This window comes from Desulfocurvibacter africanus subsp. africanus DSM 2603 (assembly GCF_000422545.1).
Classification (GTDB): Bacteria; Desulfobacterota; Desulfovibrionia; order Desulfovibrionales; family Desulfovibrionaceae; genus Desulfocurvibacter; species Desulfocurvibacter africanus.
On record NZ_AULZ01000019.1, the window covers coordinates 36,906 to 56,084 of the forward strand.

The following is a 19,179-nucleotide window of genomic DNA, read 5'->3' on the forward strand; positions in this document are numbered from 1 at the left end:
CGTTGCATGTAGCTTGAACACGATCATTAAAAGCAGCGCGCTTAGGGTTGCGAGTTAACCCTATAAAGAGATACCATTGCCGCTATTTGCATCCTCACCATTTGTTTGATAAAGCGTTGTAGTCTTGATCCCCGCTACGTGTGTATGGATTCATAAGGCTTGCCTCCAGGCTGACTCATGATTTGCAGGTTTCCATCTCTGCTTTATAAACAATGAGCAGCTATTGCCCGGCCTGCGCTTGCTTGATCTGCCCGGAATTGGGGGAGTGCATGAGCGAAGAGACGTCCACGGCCTCGAAATCATGACCGGACAACCGCTTCAATTCACGCAGGGTGTCGTTGTCCCAGCGTTCGTCAGGCGCGCCGGTGAGGAACCAGGCCGAGCCGTTGTCCGCCAGGATCATCCCGTATCGCTTGAGCGCTCGGAGGATGACCTGGATTTCGGGCGAGAACCTGGAGATGTCGACATTTGCCTTGAGGCGGAAGCGCTGACCCAGAGGAGGGTATTGCGGATCCCTTAGCTTCGAAGCGTAGTGCCGAGCGGGCCAGACATATGCCCGCTGAGTCTTGGGAGCTGTGAACCGCAGGGCGTGGCGTATCTCGCCGGCAGCCACCTCGTCATAGCGCACTAGTCCCGGCAGGATCGGCAGGCCGGCGGCATCGGCCGAGGTCCAGCCTCGCGGCCGCAGGTCGTGCGACTTCAGGTCGAAGATCGCACCGCTGTAGGCATACCAGCTCCCATTGGCCTGGAGCCTGGCATTGTACAGTTCGTAGAGAATCGAATTGTCCTGGTCGAGCAGGAGAATGTGGCGATCCCCCGTGCCATCCGGCCCGCCCTCGACAAGGACATTGTCCGGTATCGGATAGGGCCCGGGGTCGCTTTCATCTGAATTCCTGAAGCTCACAGGCACCTTGGGCTGGTTCCCTGGTACGACCATGTAAGGTATACCAATCAGGGATCCGGACCAGCGCGGCCACTCGCCTGAACCGAAATCGGGATGAGGGTGCTTATCCGCGCCAATAGCAGCAATGTAGGCGTCCGAGTTGGGATCGGTAGGCAGGCCGTCAACCGGTGCATTCCAGATGTTGTCTGGTGGAAAGAGAATACCTTTTGCCATGGCTTGATGCCCTGCTGAAGAGATGGGCAAAGCATGAGAGAATAAGACCAAAGCAAAGACCAACGTTGAAAGTGAGGCTATTCTAACCACAACATGCTCCTTCTGGTTGCCGAGTGCATAGGGCAGCTACATGCCAAGGCGGTGGTTAAGCTCCAGGGTACTGATTGAAGGTCGTCTTTACCTGTTGTTGTCGATATATAGAAAGTTCTAGGAACTGCTCTTTGTATCTTGGTGTGGAATGAGATAGAATGGAGTGAAGTCTGGAAGCATTTTCAGTCCAAGATGTAACATGTACTCCCGATTCAGTTTCATCGTTCGATACAAGAGACTTTGTCAGTGCGACCGCAAGGAGTTCAATGGATTTTGGAGGGACTAGTTCCAGCAAACCATGTCCATTAGCAAGTTCGGGAATTCCACCCACATTGGTAGCTACCACCTTTGTGCCACAGGAAAGCGCTTCAAGTAAAACATTAGGTACGCCTTCATTGTAACTTGGTAAGCAAAGGACGTGGGCAGCATTCATCCATTGGGCAATCGAAGGCAGTGGGAGACTGCCCAGCAGGGTAGCAGAATTGGAAAGCTGCAGTTTCGTTGATAGCTGACGCAGCTTCTTCTCATATGGGCCTGCTCCAATGATCACAAGGCGCAAGCCAGAAACTTTTTTGGCAAGAACATGAAAGGCCAGGAGCAGTTCCCTGAGGCCTTTTTCCTTTTTCAGGTTCCCAACGAAAAGTATGAGCCTCTCCTTTGGGTCAATTCCAAAATGCGCTCGAACTTCTTCCTTGGGCATGGGATGAAATACAGTCCGGTCTACGCCATTATGCAGGACTTCAAGCTTTTCAGGGGAGGACCCTAGCTGGACAAGCCTGCTCTGCAAAGCCTTGCTTACACAGATCACTCGTTCCGCCTTGTCCACCACAGCAAGTGCCTGGCGAGAGGCTCTATCATTATTCAGTCTATTAACGTCTGTGCCGTGGGCTTTGATGTAGAGCGGCAAATTGAATTCCTGAGCAATCTTTTCCGCTGCCCAGGCATCGGGGAAGAGCCAAGTCGCATATACTATATCACAACTGCGCTTACTTATTATTTTCCTGGCAACGTTCCTGATGGATAAATAGTAGGCTTGGCCCTGCCATGATCGACAATAGTGAGGCAGGTAGTAATAGGTCGGGTGATGTACGGAAAGGCCATTCTCCAGTCTATAAGCAGGAATTGATGGATGCTTTATCTTGACCAGCCAGGAAACTGGAGCGATGACATCTATGTCATAAAATTTACTTAAGGATGTTACCTGCTGATGATTAAAGGTGGCCATGTTGGGATAAGCCGGATTTGGAAAGAGATTTGAGATGAATAGAAGATGTTTGTTCTTCATGACGCAACCATACAATGGCCATGCCGCATGGCCTTCCGTGATGTTTTATGCTCCAAGTCAAGCCTGGAACTCCACTCCACTATTGTATATCATCGCTTGCATAAAAATGGCAATGCTCTGTTTATTCTTTTGGATAGTTCAATCAGGCAGTTCAAGGTGGCTGTCCTTGCTGCTTGGGCCGCACGGAAAGTGCAGCGCATGACATGAGTGATTATATTGCGGGCTTCCGTGCTGGAGGCCGCCAACCGGCAGAGGTGGGCAGCCTCCAGATGCTTTGAGCCGTTCATCATACGTGCGATAAGCCTGTTCTCGGCATGTGCTGACCACCTCATGGCATACTGTCTTACAGGCTGGCTGCCTTGAACGCCAATTTGCGACGAACCTTCGTGAGAAAACGCACTGGATCGTCCCGGAAGAAGCTGACGTACTTGCGAATGATGGCTGTTTTGGAAGGCCGTGGATTGTCGAGACAATTGGGAATGCACCAGGAATAGTCTCCCTTGCTCAGCTTGGATCGGTAGTTCCTGAGTACTTTTCCATGTGTGATTGACTCCATGCTCTCACGATTGAGATTGCCAGCCTTGATCCACGTATTGCAACAAGGCCTAACTGTGCCGTCAGCGTCAACTGCAAGGCTCTTGAAGGGAATCGGACAAACCTGCCTGGGCTTGCTTGACGCAAGCAGCTCTTGCGGCAGGTTCTTGCCGTCAAGATTCATCCCGTAGCCGCGACTCAACGAACCCAGCCCTTCCACCATCAATCCCGTGCTTGCGGCAGCGTCGAAAGCCGCATTTATCGCACGATGGATTTGTTCCCGCTTGTCCTTGCTGTTGAAGGTCAGGTAGTTGTCAGTGCCGAATTTCACGCCGTCCACGCCGAGCTTGTGGGCAAGGTGAATTAATTCATCGAGCTCGAATATGTTGTTCTTCAGAACCACCGTGGAAATTGTGATTGTCAGCGAGTTCTTCCCAGTGCCTCTGGCTGATACGAGGTTCTCGATATTGCCAAGGACCCTGTCGAAGTTGCCGTACTTGACTATCTGGTCATAGGTCTCCTTTCTGGCGGCATTGATTGAAAAATTTATTGCCTCGCCATTGCTCAGGAGAGATTCCTTCCAGAACTTGCCCAGCACGACGCCGTTGGTGGAGATTGAGAACTTGGGGTTCTCGTAATGGGTCAGTATATCCACCAGATCGATGCAATTTTTCATGATGGTTGGCTCACCGCCATGAATCTTGACCCTTTTCATGTGCGGCCAGTACTCTTTGAGGGCATCTCGGTAAATTTCTGGAGACATGTTGAAGCGATCACTGAAGTCTGTCTGATAGCACATTGTGCACCTGACATTGCACTGCCAGCCCATGAACATATGCAGCCTTTGGATTCCATTGAACGTATCCATGGTCGATTCTCGCTATTTTAAATGTATATTCTACATTACTTGCAACACAGTCAGGCTTCCATGTGTTCCGCTATGCTATCACTTGTTGTCATCAATGTTTGGACTTGGCAGCCAGAGCAAGGTGTCTCCAGAGACGAGTATTGATTATCTCATGGTACAGGGCTTCATACCTTTTTGCAGTGATGCGGATATTGAACTTTTCCTCAACTCGCTTCCTGCCTGCGTTTCCCATCTGAACCCTCAGCTTGCTGTCCTTGGAAAGAAGAAGCAGCTTATCCGCAAACGCTTCGGGTGATTGCGCCGGGACGATGAAGCCGGTTTTCCCATGCACAACGACTTCCGAGTTCCCGCCGACATCAGTGGCGACAATAGGAATGCCCGAGGCCATGGCCTCCAGGAGAGTTAGGGATAGACCTTCGGTGACGGATGAGAGGGCAAAGATATCGAAGCTTCTCAGAAGAGTTGCGACATCGTGCCGAAAGCCCATGAAACGTACATTCCGGGCGATTCCAAGCTCCACGGCAGCGGCCTGCAGGCCCTCTCTGAGGGGGCCGTCGCCGACGAGAAAGAGTGTGAAATTGGAAAAGTCCCTGGCGAGTATCTTACATGACCTCAGCAGGGTGAGATGATCCTTGTCCGGCACCAGCCTTGCGACGATGCCTATGTTTACGGCCGGGCTGGCGCTCCGCGAGGGGGAAAGACTTGAGAATGCGTCGATGTCGATACCATTGTGGATGGTCGTCACTTTATGCGCTGGCACATTTTCGATTACCGTGCTGACTTGAGCGGAATCGACGGATACAGTCACAACCTTTCTTGAAAGCATGGAACACAGCCTGTTCAGGCATGTCGCTTTCCTATCCTCGGACCTGTTGCGGCCGTGCTTGGTGTGAACAACCGGTATTCCCGAGATGAGACCGGCTATAGAGCCGTATATGTGGGCCGCCTGATTGTGTGTATGTATGAGATCTATCCTGCCTTCCTTTGCAATATCGCGTATTCTTGTAAACAATTTCCAATCGAAGCCATCTTTCTTGCCCAGCTCCATGATCCGTATGTCGTTGATGCCTTCACCCAGAGGGCCCTTTTTCTCCAGGCACAGTATGGTGGGATTGATGTCTCTGGATCTGAATCTGACAAGATCAAGGACGAGGCGCTCCAGGCCGCCAATATTCAGGCCCAGCACAATATGGAGTATATTCATGACATTTCCTTGTGAGTGCTCGAGGAGCATTTTGGGGCCTGTGTTGTATGACTGAGTTTATATTAAATCAGTATCTTTATGGCTATGTTGAAGCCGACGATTACAAAGGCAACCACGCCAAGGATAGGAACAATCTGTCTCCTGTTTGCATTCAGGCTGTGCTCCTGGCTCTTTGCTTCCTGTTCGAAGTTCGAGGCAATGACTGTCGCAAAGGCAATCATTATATAGATTGTTCCAATGTATGCCCTGCTCAGGAATGTGATTGCCACCATGAGGCCAGCCAGGCTTCCCAGTGCGGCGCACAGCATTCCTTCACTGGCGTCGCTTTCTGTTGGCATCAACTTGCCTTGCAGATACATTTTGCCAATAATGATGCTATTGTAGAAGAGACCAATAAAGAAGAACAATCCGAATACGCCCAGCTCGGCGAGAACAAGCATGTAGGTGTTATGGGCGGTGATGGGATGAAACTCCGTGAACATATCCTTCCCGACGCCGAACAGCGGTGATGATTTGAACATCTGAAAGCCTTCATGCCATGCCTCCACTCGTCCATAAGCCGACTCGTCCACACCGGTAAGCTGTTCCATTCTGCTCGGGCCCAGCAGGAGGAGTACGGCGGCAAGCGCCACTCCCAATACGGCGCCTTTCATGCTGCGGTACCTGAGAACCAGAAACGTGAACACGGAGGCCAGCAGCGAAAGCATGGCTCCCCGGGAGTTTGTCAGGTAGAGCCCGAACAGGAGGAGTGGCAGGCACAGGGCGGCGAGCAGGTATTTCCGGCTCAAAAGCCGTTCGAGCAGGAAGGCGACCGGCAGCACCAGGGCAAGGCCCAGGTCGTTGGGATCGTTGAAGGGACCGAACCAGCGCGCCCGGGGAATGCCTATCTTGAGGCCATCGGGCCCCATCTGGCTTTGAATATACGGCAGCATCCCACCGTGGGTCATGCCTTGCACTGACTGCACGTATGCTTCATAGGCAAGGAAGCACGTCAGCACGGTAAGCAGAAATACGAAGCCGTGAATCTTCTTTTTTGAATCCAGGCCATACACTACAAGGAAGTATGCAACGATCGAAGGCAGGAAATTGGAAATGGAATCGACGACTCCACCGACATAGCCACTGATCAAATGCGAAAAGGCGATTGCTGCGACAAAGCCTGCCATCATTGCATCCGTCTTGTATTTGAAAGGCTTGACCTTGCCGCTCAGCAGCGCCGCGAGAATTGCCAGGATGGAGATCACTCCAAGGCTGAGGAAAATCGGAATGCCCTGCAGGGATTCCGACCACTCGAATGGCCGGATGTAATAGAGGGAAATATAGATACAGAGCAGAAGGAACAGCATTGCATCATGCTCCCGCAACTTTCAGCACAGAAGCGCCTGGGCGTTGATAGCGCCAGTCCCGCAAAGTGCCGGGAGCCGCCTGGCTTCCCTCGGCCAGGGCAAGGATGCTGTTCGCCATTTCCCGCGCGCTGGTGAAGTGCAGTTCCGCTCCCATCTCCCGGACTTCCGACGAAATCTGGGCCAGCAGCCTTTCGAGTCCCTTGTCCGCGAAGAACATCCGCAGGGTGCTTTCCTGGGTGCCATGGGCATGGAGCTTGACGAAGATGTGCTCTTCCGCGCCTTTGACATGGATGCCCTGGGCCAGCCATATGCGCACCCGCTCCCTGCTCAACGGGTTGGACGCCATGAGCCCGCTGTCATCGATGCGCGGCAGCAGCCACAGCTTCCGCCGCGACCAGTTCAGCCCCAGTGGGCCCTGCACCATGAGCAATCCCTCGTTTCCGGAACCGACATGGACATCCGCCCCCCAGTCGTGCGACTTGGGCTTGGCTGGGTCATCAATGGCCCGGTAGATGCTGTTCACCTTGCGGGTCTGGGTTGGGCACGGGGCGGAAGGCATGGTGAAGTCCGCATAGCAACCGGTTTCCAGCAGGACGGAGATCTCGTTGTTTACCCCGCACCAGCGGCCGTCCGGCCGGGAATTGTCGAGAGCCCAGTTGCCGTGGATGAAGCCGTACGCAATGTCTCCGGACATCCTGTCGATGGAAAGGAGCCCATGCCTCTCATGCAGCCGGCGCTTGTAATCGAGTAGAGTCCTCCGCAGATTGTCCGCCGTGTCGTTATCATGATGAATATGGACCTCGACCTCGCCATAGCCAACATGGCAGAGTTCTGCCAAGGCGTTCATGTCCTCAACGCGATACTCCTCTTCTGGATAGAAAAAGCTGTACTTGAGGACTTCACCCTTGGAATCCAGGTGCCTGTCTGCGACCTTCGGATACTCGTCTATCCATTTCTGGATCCGCTTCCTGGCGACTGTGCCGCTGGACCTGTTCCAGTAGGGTTCGAAGTGATCGCAGATGCAGAAGTGTACGTACTTCGGCCTTGACGGCTTACGGATCAGATTGCGCATGCACCCACGCCAAAGGTAATGGGGCAGCCAGTGCAGCGTGGAGACGATTTTTTTCATGGTCATGGGCGAATCATCCGAAGTTTGGACGGCAAATCCATCCGCCATGTTTCAGGAAGTAGTAGATGAGCCCTCGGAAATGGCTGAGCGCAATTCGCGACAAGGGACTCCTGTGACTGATCTGCTGGGTATGATGCAGCACGGTCAGGCTTGGGTAATAGATAATCTTCCTACCTGCGCTCTTGACGCGCAGACAGTAGTCAAGGTCTTCCGGCGCATAGAAGATGCGCTCATCCAAGAGCCCGATTTCATCCAGCAGATCCCTCCGAAGGAACCAGCAGGCCGAGATGGCTGAATCTACATCTCTGGCTGTAGCAAAAGGAAAGTCCTCATAAAAATCGACATTGGGAATTTTGAGTCCAAAGACGACCTTGGGTATTTTGAGCAGCTTCTGCCAAAAAGTTGGGAACTTCTTGACTGAATTCTGGATTGTGCCGTCCTCCAGCAGGAGACGGGGTGCTATGAGTCCGACTTGCTTGTGTGCCTCAAGGGCATAAAGGACGGCTTTCAAAGAGCCATCGCGAAGCTGTGTATCGGAATCCAGGATGCAGACATGGCTTCCTTGCGCCGACTTCAGGCCTAGATTCCGTGAATAGGTAGTGCCCCTATTCCTCTGGAGAGATATGAGCCGAAAGGTTTCCGGGAATTCCAGGACATACCTGTTGATGAGGTTTGGCGATGCATCGTTGGATCCGTTGTCGACGGCAATCACTTCATAAGCAATGCCTTCGGCATTGCACTTCTGCTTAATGGAATCAAAACACCCGGGAAGATATTGCTCAGAGTTCCAGGTGAGGATGATGAACGAGAGAAGGGGCATTGATCGCCCGCAATCAAGCCCGGTTACCTTTGGCAGAGTTCCCATTGTTGCTAACCCCTGAAAAAGGCGCTGAAGAGCCTGCATCTGCCGGCGGGATGCTTCTCATCGGGCTCAAGGCGCTCTTGAAGAGAGCGCTGGATGGTGGTGAGGGTGGGGCGCTGGCTGAGGGCTTGGAAAGCACCGCCGGCTTGTTCGCTCCCATTTCGCAGGGTTTCGCTAAGCTTGCCAAGATTCGTCTCGACTTCTTCCAGCCGCTTTCGGAGCGCGGAAACGTCCTGGAGATTACGTTCCAGGCCGTCGATGCGCTGGATCAGGTTGGCGGGGACTGCCTGGAGCTTCTCGCGTGAAGTCTCAGGTTCCTGGAGATCGCCTCCAAGCGGATGGTCAGCTGACAGCACATCGGTGACGGAACTGCTCCAGTAGATCGTCTCAAAGCTCATTTCCTGAACAACCATGCGCACAAGTTCAGCATCGATTTCACGTGTCTTCATGGCAAAGGCGTCGAGCAGAATATAATCGCAGAGGATATTGATGAGCCGGGGGATGCCCCTGGAGGCCCCGTGCACCTGGTTCAGTGCTTCGGAGGACAGGCTTACGGCCTGGCGGTTGCCGGCTTTCTCCAGCCGGAAGAACACGTATTCCGAGGTCTCTTCCTGGCTAAGGGGGCGCAGATGGCAGTTGACACTGATGCGCTGCCTGAGCTGCAGAAGGCTTGGGTCGGAGAGAAGGGTGCGCAGCTCGGGTTGGCCCACGAGGATGATCTGCAGGAGCTTGACCTGATCGGTCTCGAGATTGGAGAGCAGCCGGATCTCCTCCAGGGCCTGTTTCGTGAGATTCTGGGCCTCGTCGATGACAAGCACGGCCTGCCGGTTGCCCGCGAATTGCTCGATAAGGAAGTCGTTGAGCCCGCGCAGGAGCGTGAACCTGTCCTTGCCTTCGCTAGGCAGAGAGAAATCATCGCTGATCAGCCGCAGCAGATCCTCCGAAGAGACACGGGTATTGAACACATTCGAAACGACAAGGTCCTGGCTCTGCCGGCAAAGCAGATTCCGGATAAGCGTCGTCTTGCCCGAACCTACTTCGCCGGTAAGCAGGATGAAGCCGGCCTTGGACCTGATGCCGTAGTCGAGATATGTGAGTGCACGCTTGTGGGCCTTGCTGGGGAACAGAATGCTGGAGTTGGGCAGCAGCTCGAAGGGCTTGGTGTGAAGTCCGAAGTATTGGGTGTACATGTCGTGTTCTTGCGGGTTGTGATGCGCTAGCGGTAGGAATAGCCGTAGTCGGCGTGCTTGGCTTCGGTGGATCCGTTGAAGATGAGACCTAGAACGCTTTTGACTGGAAGCGAGCCGAGGCATTCCATGGCTTGCTCCAGGGTTGTGGAGCCGGCCCTGAGGACCATGAACACGCCATCGGCCATTCCGGCAATGATCCGCGTTTCCGCATAGGGCAGCACGGGTGGGGTATCGATGATCACGAAGCGGTCCGGATAGCGGTGCTTGATCTCGTCCATGAGCACCTTCATGCGGTTGGAGGAGAACAGCTCCACCGGATTCAGCGGGGGCGTGCCCGCGGGGAGGAACTTGAGCTTGCCTATGTTCGTGCTCAGGAGCGCCTCGGAGACGTTCAACCCCTGACCGAGGCATTCGGAAAGCCCCACATGGCACTCAAGGCCCAGGTATTTTGCGCATGACGGGCTACGTAGATCGGCATCGATGAGCAAGACGGTATGGTCGAATTCCTGAGCCAGACTGATGGCCAGATTCAGGGAGGCCATCGATTTGCCTTCACCCGGCAGCGCGCTGGTGACCATGAATATGTTCCTGGTCAGGCGGCTGTCCGTCTGGGTCATGATCCGCTCTTTGACCTTGCGGAATTCCTCGGCCGCGATGGAGTTCGGGGCCATTGCCGTGGCCAGCAGCAGACCGCTCGGCTTGACGGTCACGTGACGGCTGTTGCTTGGAGGCCGTACGGGCTTGTCGCGCAACCGATCAGGAGGCGGCTGCAGCAGGGCCGTGGCCCCAGGGGTGGCCAGGTTCCGCTGCTCCAGGGCGTTTTCCAAGGCGCGTTCTAATCTGCTCATCCATGTCCTCCCACGAATCGTAACGGCGGGCCTACCCTGCGAGCAGGCGCTCGATCTGCTGCATGTAATCCCGTAACGGCAAGTGCATTGACCACTTGGCAATGTGTTCCATCCCGACTGTTTCGAGCGCCAGCACGCAGAGGATGCAGGTGAGGAAGACCCCGGCTGTCGAGAAGAAGCCGATGTCGCGCAGGCGTGTCTTGCGCACCTGGGCCGGGTCCCTCACGAGCGGCAGGGTCGCTATGATCGGCAGCTTGAGAAGCTTCAGCTCGGCCTGCGAACGGATCGAGGAGTCAAGACGGTCGAGCAGCATGAGGACGCCGAAGGCCAGGCCCAGCCCGCCGGCAATACCCATGGCCATGATCATGGGCCGCTTTGGGCTTACGTGTTCCTGGGGGATGATGGCGGGCTCGATGATCCGGAAGGTGACGGACTTGTCCTGAAGCTCCATCTGCTTGGAGACCTCCGACTGGCCGTAGCGTGAGACGAGCTGCTGGTAGATGATGCTCTCGTTTTCCTTGTTGCGCTGAAACTCCTTGAGCTTGGCCTGCACGATCGGCAGCTGGCGCAGCAGGTCCTTGCTTTCCTCGATTCCGCGCTCAAGGCGCGCAATGCGCTTGTCGATGGCGTTCAGTTGCACGTTCAGGAGTTGATATTCCTGCGAGTCGCGGATGTCCGCCTGTTCCGCCACCTTGCCAGTCTCCTGGGCCTTCTCCAGGGATTCGATCTCGGCGCGCATCTTCTGCACGGACGGATGCGCCGGGGAGTACTTTCCCTGGAGGATCTCGAACTCCTCGCGGAGGGTGGCCAGCCTGCTGTCTTTCGGGGCGGCGCCTTGCAGAGCATTCCCCTTGGAGAGCATGATTTTCCTGGTTGCCAGCATCTGGCTCTGGCGTTCGCGAAGCTCGGCCAGCTCCTTTTGGGTATCCTCGATTTCCAGGCGCAGGAAATCATCGTTCGTTGACAGAATGAGGCCGTTCTCCTGCTTGAAACGGTTGATGGCCGCATCCGCAGCGTCGATGCGCTGCTTGAAGGTCTCGATCTGGTCTGCAAGGAAACGCGTCGCCAGTGTCGATTCCTCGCGTTTGGACGAGGTGTTCTCCTCGATGTATTTGCGCACGAGCGTGTTCACATAATCCCGGGCCAGCTTGGGGTCGGTGTTTCTGTAGGAGATGGTGAACAGATCCCGTCTGACGTCCATCTGGATGATTGTCTCATCACGAAGTCCCTTGAGGAGAATCTCACGCTCCAGGTCACTGCGGACATTGATATCCATGTCCAGTTCGCGGATGACGTCGAGCAGCATCTCCCTGCGCAGCATCGATTCCTTTATGACTTTTATCTTTGCTTCCAGGGACGGCGTAATGGCGATTCCCTTGATGATGTCGGTAATGACGTTCTGCTCGATGAAGACGATGCTCTTGGCTTCATACATCGGCACCAGGGCATAGCTGACGACCACCGCGCAGCACATGATCAGCAGGGCGACCACCGTGAAGAGGTAGCGACGCCTGATCAGCAGGCCGAGGTACTTCTGAATGTCCAGGCTCTTATCCGTCATGTGGTGCATCTCTCTTCCCGCCCAAGGGCATTGAAAGCTGTTTCGCCGGGAATGTGCGCGGCTGTCAGCCTTGTCGCAGTGAAGACGCGCGGGCATCCCGTGGGAATACCCGCGCCGTGCGTCTAGGCTGCAAGGAGGGAACCCTTCCGCGATGCGCACGAGGCGAGGTACCAGTCGGCGGCGTGTGCCAAACCTTCATTCAGGCTGTACCTCGGTTCGTATCCGAGCAGCTTCCTGGCCTTGCCGATATCAGCCAGGGAATGGCGCACGTCGCCGGGACGGAAGTCCCGATATATCGGTTCGACTGCCGCCGTGCCGGGGAACCGACCGGCAACATGCCCGCGGATAAGCAGAAAGAGTTCATTCAGGGTCGTGCGTTGCTCGACCGCTACATTGTAGGCTTGGTCGAGAGCCCGCGGATCCGTGGAGCACCCGGCGAGCAGGTTGGCCTGCACGCAATTGTCGATGAAGCAGAAGTCCCTGCTCGTCTCGCCGTCCCCGTTGATGAAGATGTCCGTGCCCTGGATCAGGCCGGCAAACCAATGCGGGATCACCGCTGCGTAAGCCCCGTCCGGATCCTGACGCGGGCCGAAGATGTTGAAGTAGCGCAGACCGATGGCCCGGAACCCGTAGGCCCTGGCGAAGACCTGGGCGTATATCTCGTTGCCGAGCTTGGTTGCGGCGTAGGGCGAGAGGAGCATCCCGATCCTTTCCTCGCGCTTCGGCAGCTCGGGCTCATCGCCGTAAACCGAGCTGGAGGACGCGTAGACGAAATTCTCGACCCGCGCGTCCTTGGCGGCCACGAGCATGTTGAGGAAGCCTGTCAGGTTGCTGGCGTGCGAGGTGAGCGGATCGTCGATGGAGCGGGGCACCGAACCTATGGCTGCCTGGTGCAGGACGACATCCACCCCCTCGCAGGCTGCCCGGCAGGTCTCCAGATCTCGGATGTCGCCCGTGATGAGCCTGAAGCGCTCCCAGGCTTCGGGCGGGATACAGGAGCGGACATCCTCCAGATTATGCATGTGGCCGGTGGAAAAGTTGTCCAGACCGACGACCTGCTGTCCCAGCTGCAGAAGCTTCTGCAGGAGATTGGAGCCGATGAACCCCGCGACGCCGGTCACAAGCCACTTCCTGGGGGCTCGGATAAGCTGTGCCTGAACAGAATCGTATTGCATGTGCACCTCGGGTTGAGTGAAGTCCTCGGTTGTCCGCACTCTCACAGTCTCCAGTAGGAATAGCCGACCTTGGGTGCCTCGGCGGGATTCCACATGCCCTTCACGTCGAGCAGGACAGGCTTGCCCGGACGCAGATACCAGCTCGCCATGGCTTCCAGCGTAAGACTCTTGAATGCGGAGTGCGCGACCGCCAGAATGACTGCGTCCAGCTTCCGAAAGTCCTCGATGGGCGAGAGCTTCAGACCATACTCGAGCAGGGCCTCTTCCGGGTTGGCCAGCGGATCGTGAACAAGGACTTCGATGCTGTATTCCTCAAGCTCCTTGACGATGTCGATGACACGGGTGTTGCGCAGGTCCGGGACGTTCTCCTTGAAGGACAGGCCCAGGATGCCGACACGTGCGCGGTGCACGTGCGAATCGGCGCCGATCATGAGCTTCACCGCCTGCTCGGCCACATACTTGCCCATGCCGTCGTTTATGCGCCGGCCTGCGAGGATCACTTGCGGGTGGTAGCCGGTTTCCTCGGCCTTGTGGGTGAGATAGTAGGGGTCCACGCCGATGCAGTGCCCTCCCACCAGGCCCGGGCGGAAAGGCAGGAAGTTCCACTTGGTGCCGGCGGCTTCGAGCACTTCGAGCGTGTCGATACCCAGACGGTTGAATATGATGGCCAGCTCGTTCATGAGCGCGATGTTCAGGTCCCGCTGGGTATTCTCGATCACCTTTGCCGCCTCGGCGACCTTGATGGAGGAGGCCTTGTAGGTACCTGCCTTGGTAATGGCGCCGTAAAGCGTCGCCAGAAGCTCGGTGGTGGACGGATCGCTGCCGGAGACGATCTTGACGATGGTCTCGACGGTGTGCAGCCTGTCGCCCGGATTCACCCGTTCGGGCGAATAGCCCACGGAGAAGTCCTTACCCAGCTTCAGCCCGGACTCGCGCTCCAGGATCGGCACGCAGACGTCCTCGGTCACGCTTGGGTATACCGTTGATTCATAAACGACCGTGCAACCGGCTCTCATGTGCCGGCCGACGGTTGCCGAGGCGCTTATGAGCGGCTTGAGGTCCGGATTGCGGTGGTCATCGATGGGCGTCGGCACTGCCACGACGATGATGGAAGCCCGCCCAAGCTCCTCGGGATCGGAGGTGAACGTGGCTTTGCAGGTGCGGAGCTCCTCGGGCAGGACTTCTCCAGTCCTGTCACTTCCCGCGCGTAGCTCGCGAATGCGTTTCTCGGAAATATCTAAGCCTATAACATTGAAATGTTTTGAAAAATATACCGCCAGCGGAAGGCCTACATATCCCAACCCGAGCACGGCAATGCTGTTTTCCCGATTGAACAGCGACTCCAATGTCGCCTGGTGCCGAAAGACCACCTCATAATCGCGTATTTTCTGGTTAACTTGCGTCATGGTAGCCTCTTGTGCGCTTGTTGCTTCCATAGGATTGTAGGATTGACGGAACATCGATCCATCTGCCCGGAACCTGTCAATTTCCGCTTCAGCGCCCGCCCTTGCCGAAGAGCACTACGCCCACGGTCCGGAGTATGATCCTCAGGTCAAGGACGAGCGAAAAGTTCTTGATATAGTAGAGATCGTAGCGGAGCTTTTCCAAGGCATCCTCAACCGAGCTTCCGTAAGGGTAGCAGACCTGCGCCCAGCCGGTCAGGCCGGGCTTCACACAGTGCCGCTCCGAATAGAAAGGCACCGCCCTCTTGAGGGTTTGCACGAACTCGGGCCGCTCGGGCCTGGGTCCGACCATGCTCATGTCTCCCCGGAGCATGTTCAGGAGCTGGGGAATCTCATCCAGCCTGGACACGCGCAGGAAGCGGCCGACCCTTGTGACGCGCGGGTCCCCTTTCTGGGACCAGACTGCCCCGGTCGTCGCCTCGGCGTTATGGACCATGGTGCGGAACTTGATCACCTTGAAGAGCTTGTCGTGCTCGCCAACGCGGGTTTGGGTGAAGAAGACCGGGCCCCTGGAGTCGATCTTGATGAGCAGCGCCAGGATCGGAAAAAGGGGCAGCGTCAGCAGCAACCCCGACAATGCGCACAGGATATCCAGGCTGCGCTTCAGATGCCTCTTGATGGGAGTGATCCGGAATCCATCGGAGAAGATGAGCCAGCCCGGCGAGATGTTCTCGATGAGCATCTTGGACTGGACCTGTTCATAGAAGGTCGGCGCATCGACCACCGCCACGCCCGTCATCTTGCAGCTAAGCAGTTCCTGCAGCGGGAGGGCCCCCCGGCGTTCGGACAGGGCCACAACGACGGTCTTGGCACCATGCTCTTCGATTATGCGTGTGAGGTCTTCCTGGGGACCGACGATGAGGCCCTGGCTCACCTCCATCGGTTCGGCAGGCAGGGTCACATAGCCCAGCAGCTTGCCGCGGGTTTCTTCCAGAGCCAGCATGTCGCCGATCCGCTTGGCCGCGGAACCGGTCCCGACCACGATGACCTGCCGCCTCGCGCGCGCATTGATACATTTGTAGGCGCGGTGGCAGCAGAACTGCAGGATTCCGAAGCCGATCAGGGCCGTTGAGCCCAAGATCCAGTCTTGGGGAGAGATGACCCTGGTCGAGCGCAGCAGCGTCAGGATGAAAAATCCCAGCAGGAAGAACGTCAAGGCCCTGATAGGCTTCTTTCCAGGGGCAGTTCTCAGCGAGCTGTTGCAGACCTCCAGACCGATACCGCTGCTGGTGGCAATGCCCAGAAAAGTCACCGCGAGGATCGGGTTGATCGACGCCGGCATGTCCGCGGGAGGCGTGATGTGCAATGCGCTCGACACGTAGAGCGAAGCCAGGGCGAAGGTCGCGTCGAGGGTGAGCAGGGGGAGGAAGCTGCGCTGCATGACTCAGTGATCCTATTTGAGCGTGTCGAGGAGGCTTTGAGCATGAACGGATTCGGGAAAGGTTCCCTGCCCTAGGGCGACGACGAGCCGACTCTTGGCGGCGGCGACATTCCCCACGGCGACATAGGCGCGGGCAAGGTTGAACTTGATGCTTGGGTTATGGGGCAGTGACCGCTCGGCGCGTTCCAGCATCTGCACGGCCTCCTTGTCCCGGCCTGCCGCCAGGAGCGCCACTCCGAGGGTGTCCGCGATGCTGGGCTCCTGCGGGCTGCGCTGATACGCCATAAAGGCCAGCGCGAGTGCCTGTGTTTTCTTTTCCGGGCCACCGATACCCTTGGCGTAGAGCAGAGCGAGATTATTCAGGGCGGGAACATGCCCACCGTCGGCCTCGACAGCTTGCTCGTAGGCCTTCATGGCCTTGAGCGCCTCGCCTTGCGACTCGTGCACGAGGCCCAAGCCAAAGAGTGCCTGTGCGTTGTCCGGCTCGGACTTGACTATGGCGGAGAAGATCTGCCGCGCCTGGCCGGTTTCGCCGTGCCGCATGTGCAGTTGGGCCAGGGCAAGGCGGGCAGTGGCCGAATCGTGGCTCTGGACGGTCTGCTTGAGAATCGCCAGGGCGTCCTCATATCGGCCTTGCCTCTCGCGCAGGGAAGCGAGGATGAGATATCCGTCCGATGAGGCCGGATCGTGCTCCACCAAGCGCTGCGCGAGTTCAGCCGCCTTGCCGAGTTCGCCCATGGCGATGCCGGCGCTAATTTTCCTGTGCAGCCCGAGCCGGACATCGATGGCCTGCAAGGAGTCGTAGACCCCAAACGCCTGCTCGTGCTTGCCTTCTTCCAGCAGGATGTCGCCCTTGAGGGCCAGCGCGTCGAGGGATCGCGCATCTTGGACCAAGGCCCGATCGGCCATGGCGAGCGCGGCAACAGTGTCATGGTGAGTCTGCAGGTGCCGTGCGAGAAGAAGCAGATCGCGAGTCTCCTGCGATTTGCCGGCCTCCTTGATTACCAGCCCTGCCTCCTGTTTCTTGCCTTCAAGCCTGAGCAGGCTGGAGAGGGCGATGGCCGCTTCGGCGTGCCTGGGATCTTGGGCCAGCAACATCCGGTATTCGGCCTTCGCGTGCTCTCTGTCTCGACGCAGGAGGTAGATCTTGGCCTTGCTCATGTGGGCCTGGGGAAAGCACGGGGTGGCGTTCAGGGCCTTATCCAGATTGAACAGGGCGGAATCGAAATTTCGGCGCAGCACTTCCACGTTGCCCAGGTACGTGAATATGAGGGCGTCGCTTGAACTGCCGTTCAGGGCAGGCCGCAGGATCGCCTCGGCCTTATCGTACTCCTTTTTCCGCAGATGGTAGCCGTACAGGAGCGTCCGGGCGCTCATGTTGGCAGGGTCCACCTTGAGCGCGGCCTGCAGGGATTCCAACGCCGCTTCGGTCCTGCCGTGGTTCGCGTGTATGACGCCTTTCCTGACGTAGGCTTCCGCATAGCCGGTGCCCATGGTCGAGGCCTGGTCATACATGGCCAGGCCGTCATTCTCACGGCCCGAGGCTACGAGCACGGCGCCAAGCGCCATGCGGGCCTGGGCGCTCCCCGGTTCATCCTGAGAGATGCGTTCGGCCATGGCCAGCGCGGCATCGAACCGCTGCTGGCGCAGGAGGGTTTCGGTAAGCAGGAGCCGTGCTGGCATGAAATCCGGATCATGGTCGAGAACCCTGTTCAAGTGACTTACGGCGATTTCCAGGTAGCCAAGTTTGATGGCAGTCCTTGCAAGATGGAAAAATGTATCGATGCGTGCTTCCTTGCTGAGCGAACGTTCGAGGGCGGTCTGCGACTCCTTGTAGTTGCCTTCGCCGTAAGCGATGATCCCAAGGAGCAGATCGCTTTCCGGATATTCGGGGTGGCTCTTGGACAGCGCTTCGGTATGCTCCTTGGCCTCCCCCGTCTTGCCCATGTCCAGCAGAAGCAGCCCGAGCCTGTATTGCATCCTTGCGTTGCCGGGGGCCATCTCCGCGAGACGGTGGTAGGCCTTGAGCATCCCTTCTCTGTCTCCCTCCCGTCGATGAAGCTCGGCTTTGAGCAGGAGACCGCCTTCATTGTCCGGGGAGGCGGCCAGGATGGCATCCACCTCGGTTCTGGCGCCCCCGTTGTCGTCACGCTGCAGGAATATGTGCGCGAGTCCAAGGTGTGCAGCGGCCGAATCAGGGTCGATGGACTGCAACTCCCGGAACACGGCCTCGGCCTGGCCGGGATCGTTCACCGCCATGGCCGCCTCAGCCACGAGGGCCAGGGCGCTGACGGTGCTGTCCTTGTCTTTGGCTGCAGCGCGGGCGGCGCGCGCGGTTTCCAGGGCCCCATTCACATCGTTGGTCCTCAGCATCGCCTCTGCCAGTACAAGCAGGTGATCGGGGTTGTTCGGCTCCCGGGAGAGCAGGGTATTTGCCTCGTTGCGGACCTGAACCCACTTGCCGAGCTTCTTATAGGTCTGTATCAGCAAGGATCTTGCTTCAATATCCTCCGGATTTTCTTCCAGATAATTTTTGAGCAGAACAACTGCGCCATTGTAGTTTGCGTCAGCATAATATTGACGGCTTTCCATAATGGCGTCCTCTTTCGTCTTACCTTGGCAAGACATAGAGGCAGTGCCCAGGATGACGGAAATTGTGACTGCCATAATGAATGAAATGTGGCGAAGCATTTATATCTCCTGATCCGTTTTGAATTGGTCAAGCTTTATAAAAATGTGCTTCATATTTCAAAACAATCTGTTTCAATTTTATTTGTCCGTATATATTGGTTTAGTACAGGCATTAGTATTTGGATTTTGCTTCGCAAGCTGAGCTGGTGGCGAAAATATATGTAGCTATGCATGAATTTAATAAAGGTAAATAGTACGATTTATAAGAAATATATAAAGATTTACTCAGGGTATGAAACAAAGCTTGTGGATATATTTTGCTGGTTCCTATTGACATTTTTGGATTCGACCTTCTTTTTCGATGTCCCCTTTGGGCCTTAGCTATTCAAAGATAGATTTCTACATTAACACATGGTTTACCAATGTGGTTATCGATGGGCAAGAAAAATCGATAAATAAATCATGAGGTAAAACCGTATATTATGAGTCGTTATA

General features: G+C 56.3%; 14 protein-coding genes. All 14 read right to left on the reverse strand.

The window, feature by feature from the left end; all coding sequences use genetic code 11:
• Window positions 1-220: 220 nt before the first annotated feature.
• A complete protein-coding gene (locus H585_RS0113545) occupies window positions 221-1,117 on the reverse strand; it encodes a hypothetical protein (RefSeq protein WP_211221630.1) in 897 nt (298 codons plus the stop codon).
• Between the two features lie 145 nt (window positions 1,118-1,262).
• The gene (locus H585_RS22600) at window positions 1,263-2,492 is read right to left on the reverse strand and encodes a glycosyltransferase (RefSeq protein ID WP_081678668.1); all 1,230 of its coding nucleotides are present in this window, start codon (window positions 2,490-2,492) and stop codon (window positions 1,263-1,265) included.
• Between the two features lie 343 nt (window positions 2,493-2,835).
• Window positions 2,836-3,894 carry a radical SAM protein gene (locus H585_RS0113555; RefSeq protein WP_027368210.1) on the reverse strand — a complete coding sequence of 353 codons (1,059 nt, stop codon included), beginning with the start codon at window positions 3,892-3,894 and terminating at the stop codon, window positions 2,836-2,838.
• Window positions 3,895-3,985: 91 nt separating this feature from the next.
• Window positions 3,986-5,098, reverse strand: a complete 1,113-nt coding sequence (gene pelF / locus H585_RS21515) for a GT4 family glycosyltransferase PelF (RefSeq protein WP_051183137.1) — start codon at window positions 5,096-5,098, stop codon at window positions 3,986-3,988.
• A gap of 62 nt (window positions 5,099-5,160) precedes the next feature.
• Entirely contained in the window at window positions 5,161-6,444 is a 1,284-nt protein-coding gene (locus H585_RS0113565) for an O-antigen ligase family protein (protein WP_027368211.1), read from the reverse strand.
• Window positions 6,445-6,448: 4 nt separating this feature from the next.
• Window positions 6,449-7,579 carry a hypothetical protein gene (locus H585_RS21520; protein ID WP_051183139.1) on the reverse strand — a complete coding sequence of 377 codons (1,131 nt, stop codon included), beginning with the start codon at window positions 7,577-7,579 and terminating at the stop codon, window positions 6,449-6,451.
• A gap of 7 nt (window positions 7,580-7,586) precedes the next feature.
• A complete protein-coding gene (locus H585_RS0113575) occupies window positions 7,587-8,438 on the reverse strand; it encodes a glycosyltransferase family 2 protein (RefSeq protein WP_211221631.1) in 852 nt (283 codons plus the stop codon).
• A gap of 5 nt (window positions 8,439-8,443) precedes the next feature.
• Entirely contained in the window at window positions 8,444-9,625 is a 1,182-nt protein-coding gene (locus tag H585_RS0113580) for an XrtA/PEP-CTERM system-associated ATPase (protein ID WP_027368213.1), read from the reverse strand.
• A 26-nt stretch (window positions 9,626-9,651) separates the two neighbouring features.
• The gene (locus tag H585_RS0113585; RefSeq protein ID WP_027368214.1) at window positions 9,652-10,473 is read right to left on the reverse strand and encodes an XrtA-associated tyrosine autokinase; all 822 of its coding nucleotides are present in this window, start codon (window positions 10,471-10,473) and stop codon (window positions 9,652-9,654) included.
• 31 nt (window positions 10,474-10,504) lie between these two features.
• Complete coding sequence (locus tag H585_RS0113590; protein WP_034628096.1) at window positions 10,505-12,034, reverse strand: XrtA system polysaccharide chain length determinant; 1,530 nt, start codon at window positions 12,032-12,034, stop codon at window positions 10,505-10,507.
• A 122-nt stretch (window positions 12,035-12,156) separates the two neighbouring features.
• Window positions 12,157-13,209: an SDR family oxidoreductase gene (locus tag H585_RS0113595; RefSeq protein ID WP_027368216.1), complete on the reverse strand. Its 1,053-nt coding sequence runs from the start codon at window positions 13,207-13,209 to the stop codon at window positions 12,157-12,159.
• 41 nt (window positions 13,210-13,250) lie between these two features.
• Window positions 13,251-14,615, reverse strand: coding sequence for a nucleotide sugar dehydrogenase (locus tag H585_RS0113600; RefSeq protein ID WP_081678673.1), 1,365 nt, complete (start codon window positions 14,613-14,615; stop codon window positions 13,251-13,253).
• Window positions 14,616-14,703: 88 nt separating this feature from the next.
• A complete protein-coding gene (locus H585_RS0113605; protein WP_027368218.1) occupies window positions 14,704-16,053 on the reverse strand; it encodes a TIGR03013 family XrtA/PEP-CTERM system glycosyltransferase in 1,350 nt (449 codons plus the stop codon).
• Window positions 16,054-16,065: 12 nt separating this feature from the next.
• Window positions 16,066-18,744 (reverse strand): XrtA/PEP-CTERM system TPR-repeat protein PrsT, encoded by a 2,679-nt coding sequence (gene prsT, locus H585_RS0113610; protein WP_027368219.1) that lies wholly within the window; start codon window positions 18,742-18,744, stop codon window positions 16,066-16,068.
• Between the last annotated feature and the right edge of the window lie 435 nt (window positions 18,745-19,179).